The 15,750-nt window shown below is 69.3% G+C and carries 6 protein-coding genes and 2 pseudogenes; 7 read left to right on the top strand and 1 reads right to left on the bottom strand.

The features are described from left to right. The first annotated feature begins 223 nt into the window (after window positions 1-223). The 7 genes and pseudogenes from Q1K33_RS07940 to Q1K33_RS20725 all read left to right on the top strand — a co-directional run bounded on the left by Q1K33_RS07940 (window position 224) and on the right by Q1K33_RS20725 (window position 14,839). Window positions 224-5,986: an InlB B-repeat-containing protein gene (locus Q1K33_RS07940; RefSeq protein WP_300402480.1), complete on the top strand. Its 5,763-nt coding sequence runs from the start codon at window positions 224-226 to the stop codon at window positions 5,984-5,986. An 8-nt stretch (window positions 5,987-5,994) separates the two neighbouring features. Further along, a pseudogene (locus Q1K33_RS07935) lies at window positions 5,995-12,021 on the top strand (metallophosphoesterase); the annotation flags it as partial. Beyond that, window positions 11,937-12,680 (top strand): annotated as a pseudogene (locus Q1K33_RS20735) (hypothetical protein); the annotation flags it as partial. The pseudogenes Q1K33_RS07935 and Q1K33_RS20735, both read left to right, overlap by 85 nt. A gap of 57 nt (window positions 12,681-12,737) precedes the next feature. Beyond that, window positions 12,738-13,508: an InlB B-repeat-containing protein gene (locus tag Q1K33_RS07930; RefSeq protein WP_300402476.1), complete on the top strand. Its 771-nt coding sequence runs from the start codon at window positions 12,738-12,740 to the stop codon at window positions 13,506-13,508. Between the two features lie 105 nt (window positions 13,509-13,613). Further along, window positions 13,614-13,865, top strand: coding sequence for a type II toxin-antitoxin system CcdA family antitoxin (locus tag Q1K33_RS20730; protein ID WP_363319659.1), 252 nt, complete (start codon window positions 13,614-13,616; stop codon window positions 13,863-13,865). Then, a complete protein-coding gene (locus Q1K33_RS07925) occupies window positions 13,840-14,244 on the top strand; it encodes a type II toxin-antitoxin system VapC family toxin (RefSeq protein ID WP_300402474.1) in 405 nt (134 codons plus the stop codon). Before Q1K33_RS20730 ends, Q1K33_RS07925 begins: the two co-directional genes overlap by 26 nt. Before the next feature lie 403 nt (window positions 14,245-14,647). Continuing rightward, window positions 14,648-14,839, top strand: coding sequence for a maleylpyruvate isomerase N-terminal domain-containing protein (locus Q1K33_RS20725; RefSeq protein ID WP_363319658.1), 192 nt, complete (start codon window positions 14,648-14,650; stop codon window positions 14,837-14,839). 319 nt (window positions 14,840-15,158) lie between these two features. Here the strand turns inward: Q1K33_RS20725 and Q1K33_RS07915 are convergent. Further along, the coding region (locus Q1K33_RS07915; protein WP_300402470.1) for an HNH endonuclease signature motif containing protein at window positions 15,159-15,750 on the bottom strand (592 nt) is incomplete at its 5' end.

Raw genomic sequence — 15,750 nt, 5'->3', positions numbered from 1 at the left:
ACCACAGCCGGCCGACGCCGCGGTGGACACCCCGTGAACGGCGAGTGATCCGACGGGCGTTCTGGGCAGAGGCCTCCCGCAGCGCTAAGACGCTTGTTCATCTGGTCCTCGCAATCCGGTCGCGAGCACCTCGCCGACGGTTACCCGGAGTCAGTTGAGTTCCTCCTGCCCGGCAGCCCCGTCGGGACTCGGTCGTGCGCGACATCCAGTGGAGAGAGCCCCCATGTCACACCCGGAGCCCGGACGGGCCCCCCGTTTCCTCGCACGCCTCGGCGTCGCAGTCCTCGGTCTCGCGGTCGGCAGCGGTGGCCTGGCCGTCGTTGCCCCCGCCCCGGCCGTGGCAGCCGTCATCGACGGCTTGACGGGCTCGGGCACGACGGCCGATCCGATCGTGATCCGGTCGGCTGCGGACCTCGACGCGGCAGCTGCCAACGTCAACGGAGACACCTCGACGTACGGATCGCTCAGCTATCGCCTGGGGGCCGACATCGACTACGCCGGTGGCACGTTCGAGACGTTCCGGGAGTTCTCCGGGGTCTTCGACGGCAACGCCCACGAGATCAGCGACGTGACGATGCGACCGGGCACGACCACCGACTCCGCAGACGCCAACGCCACTCAGACCGGTTTCGTGCAGGTGCTGTCGGGCGGCGTCATCGAGGACCTGACGTTGAAGCGGGCGACCGCGGCGGCGGTGGGTGGCTCGAGCACCCGCGTCCAGGTGGGTGGGTTCGCCGCCCGCAGCGCCGGTGGCACGGTGACGGGATCGTCGTTGGTCGACTCGGTGGTGAGCTCACCGGACAACACCGACAACTCCTCGGCCGTCGGTGGCCTGGTCGGCAAGAGCCTCGGTGGGGCCTCGACCACGATCAGCGGCAACCTGCTCTCGGGCACGACCGTGTCGGGGGACAAGCGCGTCGGCGGGGTGGTCGGCTGGCAGAACAGTGCGGCCACGGTCTCGGACAACCTCGTCGTCGACGCCTCCGTCGCTCACCACGGCAACGCCGGCGCCGGCGCCGCGATGATCACCGGCCACACCGCATGCCTGGGTGACATCACCGGCAACGTGGTGGTGTCCGGGCTCGTCGAGCAGGTGGCCTCGGCCGGCTACGGCTGGGTCCGCTCTGCCAACGGGTGCACCTCCTCGGACAACCTGGTCAGCTCCGACAACAACATCGACCCGGCCGACCCGGTCGGGGACACCGTCGCGCCCGAGCCGAACCCCTACGACCTGCTCTGGCTGGGCTCGACCCCGCTCTCGGAGACGGGCAGCTGGACCGTGGGCGACCTGGGCACCTACACCAGCCCCGAGCAGCTCGCCGAGCAGGCGACCTACGAGGACCTCGGCTGGGACTTCGCCGCCGGCACCGGCGGCTGGCGCTGGGCGGCGGAGCTGGATCACCCGGTCCCCGCGCGCGCCGACCTCGACGGCTTCGACGAGATCTCCTACGTCCTCGACGGCGGTGCGAACGGCGCCAACCCGACGGCGTACACCTCCGAGGACGCCGACCTCACGATCCTTCCGCCGACCCGCCCCGGCCACACCTTCACCGGGTGGACCGGGACCGGTCTCGCCGAGGCGACGCTCGAGGTCACCGTGGCGTCCGGGTCGACCGGCGACCGTGAGTACGTCGCGAGCTGGGCCCTGACCGACTACGTGCTCGACGTCGACCTCGCCGGCGGCTCCGTGGAGAACCCGGCGCCGGCGACCTACACCATCGAGAGCGATGACCTCACCCTCGAGACGCCGACTCGCCCCGGCCACTCGTTCGGCGGCTGGACCGGCACCGACCTCGGCGAGCCCGCCGAGACGGTGACCATCGAGTCCGGCTCCACCGGCGACCGCAGCTACACCGCCACGTGGATCTCGGGCCACGCGATCACCTACGACCTCGCCGGCGGCGTGGCCACCGAAGACAACCCGGAGACGTACATCGAGAGCGACGACGACATCGTGCTCGCCAACCCGACCCGAGCCGGCTACACCTTCGGCGGCTGGACCGGGACCGGCCTGGACGGGCCCACGACGACCGTCACGATCCCGTCCGGCTCGTCGGGGGCGCGCTCCTACACCGCCACCTGGATCCTCGAGCCGGTGGAGATCGCCGGCGTCGTCGGCGAGGGCACCGAGGCCAGCCCCTACCTGGTCGGCGACGTCGCCGCGCTCGACGCCGTGGCAGCCGCCGTCAACAGCGACTACGAGACGTTCGGCCCGCGTCACGTGGAGCTCACCGAGCACCTGAGCTACGCCGGCGCCGAGTTCGCCGGCTTCCACCGCTTCTCGGGCGTCTTCGACGGTGGCGGCCACACGATCAGCAACCTCGTCTACACGCCGTGGGTCGACGGCAGCACCGAGCGCGTTGCCTTCTTCGCGGTGCTCGACGGCGCCACGGTCGTCGGCCTCACGCTGGACCAGGCCACGGCACTGAAGTCGGGCACGACGCTGGCGCCGGACGCCACCTCGGCGGTCACCGCGGGCCTGTCGACCCAGGCGACGAGCTCGACGATCGACCGTGTCGCCGTGCGCGACGCGACGGTGCGAAACGAGAGCTCGGAGGGAGAGAATTCCTTCGACGCCGGGTTCGTCTCGAGGATCGACGGGACGACGGACCAGCCGACGACCGTGTCCAACAGCATGATCGGCGGCGCCACCACGGTGTACAGCGCGGGCAAGTACGTCAGCGCCTTCGTCGGCTACCACGGGGCCTTCTCGACGGTCACCAACAACCTCGTCGCCGCCGACCCGTCCAGCAGCCACATGTCCGAGAACGGGGCGGGGGGCGCCAACATGAACGCCGGCGTGCTGGTGAACTACGGCGGCGCCGGAGCCGACGGGCAGGACATCTCCGGCAACGTCGTCTACTCGGGCTCGGTGTACTCGCACGCGACCGGCACCAACGGCAACACGGTGAGCTGGATCGCGGGAGCCAACCACGAGCAGATCGACAGCTACGGCCTCAACCTGGTCACCTCCGACCACAACCGAGTGGGCTTCCCCGCCGTGGCCGAGACCGACCCGGCCGACCACGCGCTGCGGTGGACCCGGCGCTCCGGCGGTGGCTACGCGCACGACGCTCCCAACAAGTGGGTCCTCGGCAACGACGGCACGTCGACGCCGTCCGAGGAGCTGCGGACCCCGGCCCCCTACGAGGACCTGGGCTGGGACTTCGAGACCGTGTGGGCATGGGATGCCGAGGCCGAGCACCCGGTGCTGCGCGCGGCGGCCGAGCCGGTCGTGGAGCTGCCGGTCATCGCGGTCGTCACCAGCACGACGTCCTACCAGGTGGGCAGCAGCCCGACGGTCGCCGAGCTGCTCGCCCGCTTCGGCGCGACCGTCGACCGCGGCACGCTCGACGTCGACGTGAGCGACGTCGACTTCACCGTCCCGGGGAGCTACCCCGCCACCGTCACCGCGGCCGACGGCGACGACATCGCGGTGCCCAGCCCGGTCACGATCGTGGTGAGCGAGCTCGCCGGCGAGGGCACCGAGGGGTCGCCGTACGTCGTGGGGTCGGCCGCGGACCTCGACGCCGCCGCGTCGATGGTCAACGCCGACACGGAGCAGAGCGGCGCTGGCGCTGCGTGGTTCGAGCTCTCCGGGGACATCGACTACGACGGCGGGACGTTCGCGACCTTCGACCGCTTCTCCGGCACGCTCGACGGCAACGGCCACACGATCAGCGACCTGACGCTGGAGCCTGGTGCGGTCGCCGACGCCGGTGACGCCGGCTCGACCCAGACCGGCTTCATCCGTCACCTCGAGGGCACGATCCGGGACCTGACGCTGCGCGAGCTGACCTCGCTGACCACCGGCGGCTCCTCCGACCGGGTCCAGCAGGCCGGCTTCGCAGCCCGCATCGACGGGGCCACGATCACCGGCTCTGCCCTGATCGGCTCGACCGTGAGGTCCCCGGACAACACCGACAACTCCTCGGGCGTCGGTGGCCTCGCCGGCAAGGCGGTCGGCGGCGGAAACACCCTTGTGGGCAACCTGCTCGCCGGGGTCACCATCAACGGCGACAAGCGTGTCGGTGGGGCGATCGGCTGGGCCAACGGCGACGCGGCGGTCTCGCAGACCCTCGTCCTCGACACGTCGATCACGCAGAACGGCAGCTCCGGAGCGGGTGCGGCCTTCCTCAACGGACACAGCTCGTGCTCGGGAACCCTCACCGGCAACGTCGTCCTCTCGGGCGCGATCCGGCAGAGCTCGCCCGCCAACTACGGGTGGATCCGCACCGCGGCCTCCGGGTGCGAGAGCACCGGCAACCTGGTGAACGCCAACAACAACATCGACGCCCAGGCGCCTGTCGGGCACACCGACGCACCCACCCCGAATCCGTACGACGTGTTCTGGTCCGGCTCGACGACGCTCGACACCGTCGGCGCCTGGACCCTCGGTGACCTCGGCACCTACACCTCGCGCGAGGAGCTGGCCGACCAGGCGACGTACGAGGCGCTCGGCTGGGACTTCTCCTCCGAGGTCGGTGCCTGGCGCTGGGACGAGGAGCGCGAGCACCCGCTTCCCCGTGGGGTGAGCATGCCGAGCGTCGACCTCGACCTCGACCTCGCCGGCGGGACCGACGACGGGGCCAACCCCGCCACCCACGGCTACGCCACCGACACGACGCTGGTCAACCCGACCCGGGTCGGCTACACGTTCGCCGGGTGGAGCGGTCCGAGCGTCGACGGGTCCGCGCTCGCCGTGACGCTGCCGCGCTACCCGACGACGGCGTTGCGGTTCACCGCCACCTGGACCCCCGTGTCCTACGCGGTCAGCTACGACCTCGCGGGCGGCTCGGTCGAGGGCAACCCGATGTCCTACACGATCGAGAGCGACCAGTTCACGCTGGTGAACCCGACCCGTGCCGGCTACACGTTCGCGGGCTGGACCGGCACCGACATCGACGGCACGAGCGCTGACGTCGCGGTCGCCTCCGGCTCCACCGGGACCCGGAGCTACACGGCCACCTGGACGCCGATCGGCTACGCGATCAGCTACGACCTCGCCGGCGGTACGGCGGGCGGGATCAACCCCACGTCGTACAACGTCGAGAGCGAGGAGTTCAGCCTGGTCAACCCCACCCGCGCCGGCTACGCCTTCGCCGGCTGGACCGGCACGGACCTCAATGGTGCGGTCACGACGGTGGTCGTCGCCGCGGGCTCCTCGGAGGCACGCTCCTACACCGCGACCTGGACGCCCGTCGTCCACACGATCATCTACGAGCTCGCCGACGACGAGGGATTCGACGGCCCGGCCCCGGGCACCTACACGATCGAGTCGGACGAGATCACCTTGCCCACCCCGGTTCGCGCCGGCTACGAGTTCGCCGGCTGGACCGGGACCGACCTGGCCGGGCCGACGCTCGTCGTGACGATCCCCAGCGGCTCGACGGGTCTGCGCAGCTATGCGCCCACCTGGCACCAGGTGCACTCGATCAGCTACGACCTGGCCGGCGGCACTGCCCCTGAGGGCAACCCGACCTCCTACACGGTGACGTCGGCTCCGCTCACGATCCTCAACCCGACCCGCACGGGGTACGACTTCGCGGGCTGGGCGGGCCTCGGTGAGACGAGCACGGCCCTGGTCATCCCCACGGGCACGGCGGGCGACCTCGTGCTCACCGCGACCTGGAAGAAGCAGGCCAAGGTCGCCTCACGCGTGTCGCTGTCCTACGTCAAGAAGACCAAGGGCAAGAAGCGCCCGACCCAGGTGAAGGCCCTGGTGCCTCAGGCCGCCGGTCTCGACGCTCCGTCCGGCCGCATATTCGTCAAGGTGACCGGCAAGGTCACCAAGGGGGCGGGCGGCAAGAAGCGGAAGGTGCGCGTCACCAAGAAGGTCACGACGACCCTCGAGGCCGGCACGTCGACCGCGAAGCTCCCGAAGTCGCTCCCCCGTGGCACGTACAAGGTCACCGCGAGGTACCGGGGCGACCAGTTCTACGCCAAGGCCACCTCGAAGGCCCTCTCCTACACCCACAAGAAGTGAAGGCCGCCATGAAGATGCTCTCCCCGCGCCGCCTGTCGATCGTCGTGGCCGCGGCGCTCACCGGCTCCTTGCTGGTGATCGCCGGCCCGGCGGCCGCCGCCACCGTCGGCGAGCTCAGCGGGTCGGGCACCGAGGCTGACCCCGTGCTGATCGCCTCGGCTGACGACCTGACGGCCGCCGCCGAGGCCGTGAACGCCGACCCGGAGACGTATGCGCCGTTGACCTACCGGGTCGAGGCGGACATCAACTACCAGGGGGCGACGTTCCCGACGTTCCACACGTTCACCGGGACCTTCGACGGCAACGGCCACGCCGTCAGCAACATCGGTGGCTACGCGACGAGCACGAGCACCGCCTTCTTCCGCAGCGCCACCGGCGCGACGATCCGAGACCTCACCCTGGTCGGAGCCACCGTCACGGTCGCAGGTGACCCGCCGTCGGCCGGACACTTCGCAGCGGTCCTGCTGGAGAGCGGCACCGACGTCACGGTCAGTGGCAACTCGGTCATCGACTCGAAGGTCGAGCTGATCAAGGCCTCCATCACCGCGACCAACTCGCGTGCCTCGGCGCTCGTCAACCGGATCTCCGGCAGCAGCGTGATCGCCGACAACTACCTCGACAACGTGGACGTCATCGGCAAGAAGTACCCCAGCGCCGTGCTCAACCAGGTCTCGGGCGGCAGTCCCACGATCGAGCGCAACCTGGTGGTCGACACTCGACTCAACGAGGACACGCAGGGCAGCGGCGCATCGGCGGCCTTCGTGACCCTGGTGCCGAGCGCCTCGACCACGATGCGTGCGAACGTCGTCAGGTCCGGGTGGATCTACATGGACGCCAACACCAACGCCAACCGCACGTTCGGCACCGGGTGGATCGCCGCCAGCAGGCTGGGCTCGGCCACGCAGAACCTCGTCAACTCCAACAACAACCGCACCTTCGACGCCGAGGGTCATGTCGAGCAGGCCGTCAAGACCGCCGGCACCGGCTCCTTCGACCTCGCGTGGGACAGCGACATCGACCTGGTCTCGGTCCCCGGCGAGCTGGCGACGACCTGGAGCATCGGCCACGACGGTGCCCCGGCCACGCCGGCGCAGCTGGCCGCTCAGGACACCTACGAGGGCATCGGATGGGACTTCTCCGCGTCCGGCACCTGGCGCTGGGAGCCGGTGATGGGGCACCCGGTGCCGAGACTGGCCCAGGTCCCGCCGTTCGTGCAGGCCGGTGTCGACGGACGGGGGACCGCTGCTGATCCCTACCTGATCACCTCGCCCGCCGACCTCGAGGCGATGCAGGCGGCCATCGAGTCCGACTACGGCGTCTACGGGTCCGACTTCTTCCGTCTCGGTGCCGACATCGACTTCGACGGCGCCGAGTTCGGGGGCTTCGACCGTTTCTCCGGCACCTTCGACGGCAACGGCCACACCATCGAGGACGTCACCTACGCACCGACCGCCGGCTCCGAGGACCTCGCCCTCTTCCGCGAGCTGCACGGCACCGTACGCGGCCTCACGCTCTCCGGCGTGCGGCTCGCACCCGTCGCGGGCACCGAGAAGGTGGCCGGCCTGGCCGTGACGCTCGGTGGGACGCCGGCGCGCTCGGCCGTGGTGACGCAGGTCCAGGTCACCGAGGCGCAGCTGACGGCGCCTGCGGCCGGGCTCGGCGCGGGTGTCGTCGCGCAGTCGCGTGAGCACAGCTCGGTCCACGACGTCGACACGGAGGCGGAGGTCGCCGTCCAGGGCATTGCCGCCGGGGTGGTTGCAGAGGTCTCCGACGACGCTGTCGTGCGCAACAACCTCGTCCGAGAGGGCACCGCCCTGGCGGCCGAGGCGACCGACGGCGTCGTCGGGGCGGATCTCGGACCCGCCACGACCGTCAGCGGCAACGTCGTCGTGGGCGACGACGGCGATGGCCTCGACGAGCACAACAAGTCGACGTACAGCGGCCTGGGCTGGGACTTCGTCGAGGCGTGGATGTGGGATGTCGACACGCTGCTGCCGAGGATCAAGTACGTCGCCCCGGAGGAGATGCCGAACCGGATCACCTCCACCTTCTACGGCGACCCCGGGACCCAGCGGGCCTTCACCTGGTACCAGGCGCTGACCAATGCGGTGGAGCCGGGCGCGATCGTCAGCACCGACCCGCGTTTCCCGGACGACGCGACGGCGACGTTCGCCGCCTCGCCGGAGGAGAGCAACGAGGGCGAGACCATCTATCGCGTGGTCGCCACCGGGCTGACGCCGGGCATGACCTACTACTACCGGGTAGGTGACACCTTCACCGGCAGGTGGAGCGAGAACGGGTCGTTCCAGACGGCCGACGGTGATGACGACTTCTCCTTCATCGGCATCGCCGACACGCAGGCGCGCGGGGGTGGTGCCGATGCAGTGGTGTCCGCCAAGACGATCGCGCAGGCGCTCAGGACGGTGCCGGAGTCGGAGTTCATCGTGCACGCCGGCGACGTGGTGCAGGTCAGCGACGACGAGCTGGACTGGAGCGACATGCTCGGCGCCGCGCAGGAGAGCCTGCTGGCGAGCACCATGGCGCCCGTCTCGGGCAACCATGACAGCGCGCCGGACGAGTTCACCCAGCACTTCACGTTGCAGGCATCCGGGGATCAGAACACCTCTGCCGGCGTCTACTACTCCTACGACTACAACGACGCCCACTTCGTGATGCTGAACACCAACGAGGGTCGGGGCGGGTGCCAGCTCCACGGCTTCGGCAACCCGGAGGGCTGCGAGATCATCAGCGACGAGCAGTTCGAGTGGATCCGCGAGGACGTCGGTGCGGCGCGCGACAACGGTGCGAAGTGGATCATCCTGACCACCCACAAGGGTCCCTACACGGCGGGGGCGCACCCGTTCGACGAGGAGATCATGGGGATGCGCGAGCGCCTCGTGCCGCTGATCGACGAGCTTGACATCGACCTCGTGCTCCAGGGCCACGACCACTACTGGAGTCGCACCAAGGAGCTCTTCTCGGATCCGTCGTCACCGGTGAAGGCCCGTGCGGCCGACCCCGAGGCCGAGGTCATCGAGGAGGTGATCGGTGGTGTCCGGGTGGAGTACAAGGTCGACCCCGAGGGCACGCTGTTCGTCAACCCCGGCACCGCGGGCGCCAAGCACTACAGCCAGCTCGAGGACGGCCACCCCGAGGAGATCAGCGAGGACGACTACCTGGGCCTCTTCGAGCGGCTCGGTGGCGGTCTCAGCTTCACGAGCAACTCCCACCCGTCGTTCCTCGAGGTCGAGGTGACCGACGACAGGCTGACGATCAACCGCCACGAGGTCAACGGCAACGGCGTGAGCTACTTCGCGGAGGGCTTCGGCGTCGACCGCGAGATGTCTGTGGTCGACGACCAGCTCGCCGCGCTGCCGCCGGCACCCGACGTGACGCTGGAGGACGAGCCCGCCGTCGCTGCGGGACGCAGCGCCGTGAAGGGACTGACGAAGGCGCAACGCACGGCCCTCGACCACCTGGACCGGCTCAAGGCCGCCGAGGCCGCACTGCGGGTGCTGCACGGCGTCGCCTCCGAGGACGGCAGCGAGGTCGCCTGGGCGGATCCCGGCGCCACGCAGCGCGAGCCGATCACCGTGACCAACGACCAGCGTCGGACCCTCACCGAGGTGCCCGTGCGACTGCAGGTCGAGGACACCCCCGACGTCACAGCGGACGCGTTCGCGGTGTTCACCGACCGCAGCGTTCCGGTGCCCTTCGAGGTCGAGACCTGGCAACCCGGTGGCACCTCGGTCGTCTGGGTGCGCCTCGACACGCTGTCGAAGCGGGAGTCGCAGGTGGTCTGGGCCTACTTCGGCGGCCTCGGGTCGCCCGGCAACGACCCCCGCGACGTGTGGGCCGAGGAGTTCGAGCTCGTCGAGCACTTCAACGCCGACATCGCCGTCGGCGAGGCTCGCACCGACGCGACCGGCAAGGTCGCCGGCACCCTCGTGGGCTCCGAGCTGGAATCGGACACCAACTCCTCCTCCGCGCTGCCCGCGAGCGGATCGGCGCGCTTCGTCTCCTCGCGCCTGCAGTACGGCGGCAACATCGGCGCCAACGCCAAGAAGTTCACCGTCTCGGCCATCTTCAGCCTCACCCCCGAGGACATGGCCGCCATCGGCGGCGACAGCAACGCCCTCGTCGCGCGCAGTGTGCCCGGGGCTGACGAGCCGAGCATGGAGATCGGCATGCGCAAGGCGGACGGCCTGTTCCAGGCGCTGACGCCGTACGACGACGCCACGGCGCAGCTCGCCAAGGACGCCGAGCCCCACGTGGTCACGGTCACCTTCGACGAGATGACCTACGCGGTCTTCGTCGACGGGGCCGAGGTCCACTCGGCGATGGCCGAGGGCAAGCGGTTCCCGAACCTCTTCGACGCACCGCTGACCGTGGGCGACGCGGGCGTGGACCCGGACGACCCGAACCGGTTGCTGGCGCCGTTCCACGGGGTCGTCGACGAGCTCTGGATCGCCAGCACGCAGTTCATCCCGGAGCTGGACGCCTTCCGTGCCGACAACTACTTCGGCGACGCCGTACGGTTCGGCGGCCGGGAGACGAAGGCCGACGACGAGCTCGTGCTCGCGCTGGGCCGTCCCGGTGACGGGGCCGAGATCGAGGCAGGTGCGGTCGAGGTGTTCGGTTCGGTGTCCAGGCGCTCGCTGCTGAGTGCGGCCATCGACGGGGCGACGGTCTTCGAGCAGCAGGTGGAGGCAGGAGTGTTCACGGTGGACGTGCCCGTGCTGAGCACCGGACCGGACGTCGAGGTCGTCTTCTCCGCCGCGGCCAGCGCCGACCCGAGCCTGGTCTCCGAGCCGTCGGTGCTCGTCCTCGACGTGAGCGACACGACTGCCCCGGCGACTCCGCTCACCGACGCGCAGCGCCCCGCCAACGACTCGCTCCGACTGCACGTCACCCCGCAGTCCGACCTGCCGGAGAGGGTGTCGGCCCAGTACTACGCGAACGAGTCCGTGGCGCTGGACTCGAGCAACGTACAGGTCCGCACGGGCGTCAGCTCCGCGCGCGAGCCGAGCGCGCTGACTCCGTCGAGCGGCTCTGCGACGAGCGAGCTGACGCCGTCGAGCGTGGGCGAGGACACCAACCCCTTCCAGATCTACCGTCTGGCCCTCACCGAGGAGCAGGCCGCGGAGGGCGAGTGGCACTTCTCCTGGCGAGGCAGGGCCGACACCCGGACCGTGTCCGCCTGGGTGTGGGACACCGCTGCGCAGGAGTGGCTGCTCAAGGAGGCCGACGCCAGCCCGAGCGGCGACGCGGTCAACCTCGACGTACGGACCACGGCGGCCGACAACCCGGTCTCGGCGCAGCGGGTGCTGACCGTGCTCGTCTGGCGCGGACTCACGGCTCTTCCGTGGGCCGAGGGCGAGAACTTCGATGACGTGCTGCCGTCGGCCGACGACTACGACTGGTCCTTCAACCACGTCGGCGACACACAGCTCTACTCGCAGGCGACTCCGTGGACCATGACCGAGCAGTTCGAGTACATCGCGGAGAAGGCGGAGGAGCGCAAGACCGCGATGGTCGTCCAGGCCGGTGACTGGGTCAACAAGGAGGAGTTCGAGGACGAGTGGCAGTGGCGCAACGCCGAGCCGTCCGCTCTGGCCTTGGAGGAGGCGGACATCCCGCTGGCGATCTCCTGGGGCAACCACGACTACAACGAGTCGTACAACGGTCGGCAGATGCTGCAGAAGTACTTCCCGATGAAGCGCTTCCAGGACGGTCTCGAGGGATCGCCGTGGACGTGGGGAGGCAACCACGACATCGACAACTTCTTCTACACCGGTGAGATCAACGGTGCGAAGATCCTGTGGCTCCAGCTGGGGCACTGGTCGGTCGAGCCGGGGGCCAAGAACTCGGCCGCCGGTGTCGCCTGGGCCCAGTCGGTGATCGGCTCCCACCCGGAGCACAGCGTCATCATGGCGACCCACCACCACCTGTGGGCGCGCGACGCGAACAACCCGTACTCGAACCCGATGATCAACGAGCTGATCGATCCGTACCCCAACGTCAAGCTCGTGCTGTCCGGGCACCAGTCCGGCACGTTCGTCACCTCGCGGACCAGCAGCGGGGGGACGCGCGTGTTCTCGATCCTGACCGACTACCAGACGCGGGCGTGGGGCGGTCACGGGTTCTTCAAGAACCTCAGCATCGACGCCGAGAACAACCTCATCTACGTCAACACCTACAGCCCCTGGCTGCAGACGACGACGTCGGACGGCCGCTGGAGCCAGGACGTCCCGAAGCCGAGCACGCCCGGGTACTGGGGAGAGAACTCGGAGAACTACGTCATCGAGGTCGACCTCGGCGGCACCCAGGAACGGACTCTCGCCACCTCGCGGGTGACGTTCGCCAGCGGTGCACCCCAGGCCCTCGGGGATCCGGTCACGCTGGTCGGTCAGCAGCAGGGCGAGATCACCTTCAACCCCGACCTGGACGTCACCCAGGAGTGGTACGCGGTGCTGAGCGACGAGTCGGGCAACACCGTCACGTCGAAGACGAACGTGGTGCGTCGCGTCGCGTCGCGACGTTCGCGATCGACTACGACCTCGAGGGCGGCTCGTTCGACGACGATCACCCCTCGTCGTACACCTCGGAGGACGCCGTCACCCTGGGCGAGCCCCGGCGTACCGGATACCGGTTCGTCGGATGGACCGGGCCGGGACTCAGCTCCCCGACCAGGTCGGTCACCATCCCGGAGGGCTCGACCGGGGACCGTACCTACACCGCGCAGTGGGACGTGCTGACGTACCAGCTGGACTATGACCTGGCCGGTGGATACCTCACCGCGGCGAACCCGGCGGAGTACACGATCGAGTCTGGTGAGCTGACGCTCAGCAACCCGCGACGCTCGGGCTACGTCTTCGCGGGCTGGACCGGCAGCGAGCTCTCCGAGCCCACGACGTCGGTGGCGATCCCTGCCGGGTCGACCGGCAGGCGTGCCTACGTCGCGACGTGGACGACCGCCGACTACCAGATCACCTACGACCTGGCTGGCGGGTCGGTGACCGACAACCCGGAGGCGTACTCCATCGACTCTCCCGCATTCACCCTCGTGAACCCGACGCGGCTCGACCACCGCTTCGCCGGCTGGACCGGCACCGGGCTGACGCGGAGCTCGATGGAGGTCGTCGTGGAGGCCGGGAGCAGGGGAGACCTCGCCTTCACCGCGACCTGGACACCACTGCCCAAGGTGAGCCCCGCGATGCGCGCCGAGCTCGCCAAGAGGCGGAAGATGCCCACGCACGTCGTGCTCACCGTGGCCACCGCGGAGAACCGGTCCGCCGCCTCCGGCAAGGTCAAGGTGAAGCTGACGGGCAAGGTCGAGAAGAAGGGCAAGCGGGCCACTGTCAGGAAGAAGGTGAAGGCCACGGTCACCGACGGTTCGTCCAGGATCGCGCTGCCGAAGCGCCTCAAGGCCGGGCGGTGGAAGGTGGTCGTCGTCTACCAGGGCGACCAGCACTACAAGCGGGCCACCGCCAAGAACCTGGCGTTCACGCTCCGGGGATAGTCGCTCGCTCCCTGCTGCCGGGAGGTGGGCTGCCGTCCCTCTCCCGGTCAGCGGCGAGGTGGGTGGCAGTAGGCAGGCGAGTCACGGCAAGGAGCTCGGGCACATGTGTGTATATTGTGTGGTGTGACTCGACTGAATGTCTATCTTCCAGACGAGCTCGCGGCAGCGGCCAAGGAGGCGGGCTTGAATCTCTCTGCGGTGACGCAGGAGGCGGTGAGGCGAACTCTGGCCAAGAGTTCGACCGACGCCTGGCTTGACACTATGGTCACCACTGCCTCGAGTGAACGTGTGCCACACGACCGTGCCCTCGAGGCGCTCGACGCTGCGCGGGATGAGCCCCCAACGCGCCATGGCTGAGGTGGTCGTCGACGCCTCCGCGATGGTGGATCTCTTGCTCGACAACGAGTTGGGTGACGCCGTTCGTCAACGACTCAAGGGTCAAGCGCTGCACGCACCGGCGCACCTCGACGCCGAGGTTCTTTCCGCGTTGGGACGATTGCATCGTGCTGGCGACCTTGAGGCCGAAGACGTCGAGTCCAGACTCCGCGCTCTCATCGCCGCTCCCATCCAACGTCACGATGTGAGTGACCTTCTCATCGGCACGTGGTCACGGCGCCATCAGCTGCGGCTCGTCGACGCCCTGTACGTCCAGCTGGCGGTCCTCCGCGATTTTCCGCTGGTCACCACCGACCGTCGACTTCGCGCGGCGCCCTCCGTAGAGGTCGTCGTCAGCTGACCTCGCCCGCCAGCGACCAGCCGTGAGCCCGTTTCGTGTGCCGTTTGGGTAGCTGCACTGGAGCGTGCCACGAGCCGAGTCGCCGACGACGCGGACTCGATCGTTCGATGGATTCGGCAACGGGTCGCCGCGAGCAGATCGATGCGGAGCAGAGTCCAGCGTGACGGCACGCAGTCTGTCGTGCGTGACGATCGTTCGATAGCGACGTGGATGATCGAGCTGGTGCTTGGGCTGCGCCCGCTGCCACACACGCAAGGTCGAGCGCCGACTGCCCGTGGTCGACGTGGCGGCGGAAGTACTCGATCTCAGTGCCGAACCTGCAGAACTCGGCCCACCAACGTGCAGTGACCGTGGTGCCAGGTCGGGGCTGTCACGGTCGATCCTCTGCGGATGGGAGAACAACATGGAAATCGACCGCCACGTCGCCGCTCTTGAGCGGGAAGCTCAGCTCTTCGCTGCTGCCGCTCGGCTCACCGATCTTGATGCGCCCGTCTCTTCTTGTCCCGGGTGGGACATGCGTGACCTCGTCCGACACCTCGCCGAGATCCACCTCTGGGCTGCTGCGCAGGTTTCCAACCGCGCCGCAAAGATGTGAGTCGATGACCTGCACCCAAGGGGCCCGAGCGTGTCTATGCGGACTGCCCGGAGACGAGTGTGGGTCGCCCTTGCGGCGGTCGCCGGTCCGAGGGCGCCGACTCGGGCGTGAAGAGGTCGCGCCGCTCCTGCGCCGAACACCAGCTCTGGAACAGCTCGAATGAGGAAACCTGAGCGGCGACGGCTATCGCGAGACCACGACCGAGGTGCGCCGTGTCCCGCGACACCCGTCCCGTGATGTTCCCGGGACGGGGACCTGGTCCGGGTGCGTCATTCCGGGCGGTGCGACGCACCCCGCACTTGTGTTCTCAGGCCTCGGTCTACGTCCTCATGGGGTAGGTCTGGCCGGTGGCGTGGGCTTGGTGGTGGTGGAAGGGGCACAGGAGTACGGCGTCGAGGGTGTTGGTGTGGCCGCCGTCGGACCAGGGAGTGGTGTGGTGGACGTGGCAGAACGCTCCGGGGGTGTCGCAGGAGGGGTGTTGGCAGTGCTGCTGCTCAACGAGTAGGGCGAGGCGTTGGGCTGCGGTGTGGAACCGGGTGCCTCGGCCGAGATCGAGGACATGCCCGCCCGTGTCCATCACCGCGGGGAACACCTTCGCCTCACACGCCAACCGGATCAGCTGCCCGGGCGAGACACCGGTCCCGGTCTCGGTGTGACCGGCCTTCTCCGCACCCTGGGTGAACGTCTCCGCCTCGGCGGTGATCACCACGGTCGCCGCCAGGCCACCCTGCTTCGGGAGAGCGTCGAGCGGGTACCGCTCGATGTACTCCATGAACGCCAGACCGAGCTTGTGTGGGGTGGGCTTCTCGTAGTCGTAGGCACCGGCACCCTCGGTGGCACGCACGTGCTTGGGCGCGGCGAGTGCTTGGAGGGCTTTGCGGAACATCTCGGCCTGCAGCTCGGGGAGCACG

Origin of the sequence: Nocardioides sp. (assembly GCF_029937575.1) — a bacterium.
Taxonomy (GTDB): domain Bacteria; phylum Actinomycetota; class Actinomycetes; order Propionibacteriales; family Nocardioidaceae; genus Nocardioides.
This window is presented reverse-complemented; position numbering and strand designations above follow the sequence as displayed.

What these genes read in the sequence shown, in the direction of transcription:
- Q1K33_RS07940 (WP_300402480.1), top strand. Translation starts at nt 224, where the DNA reads ATGTCACACCCGGAGCCCGGACGGGCCCCCCGTTTCCTCGCACGCCTC.
- Q1K33_RS07925 (WP_300402474.1), top strand. Translation starts at nt 13,840, where the DNA reads ATGAGCCCCCAACGCGCCATGGCTGAGGTGGTCGTCGACGCCTCCGCG.
- Q1K33_RS20725 (WP_363319658.1), top strand. Translation starts at nt 14,648, where the DNA reads ATGGAAATCGACCGCCACGTCGCCGCTCTTGAGCGGGAAGCTCAGCTC.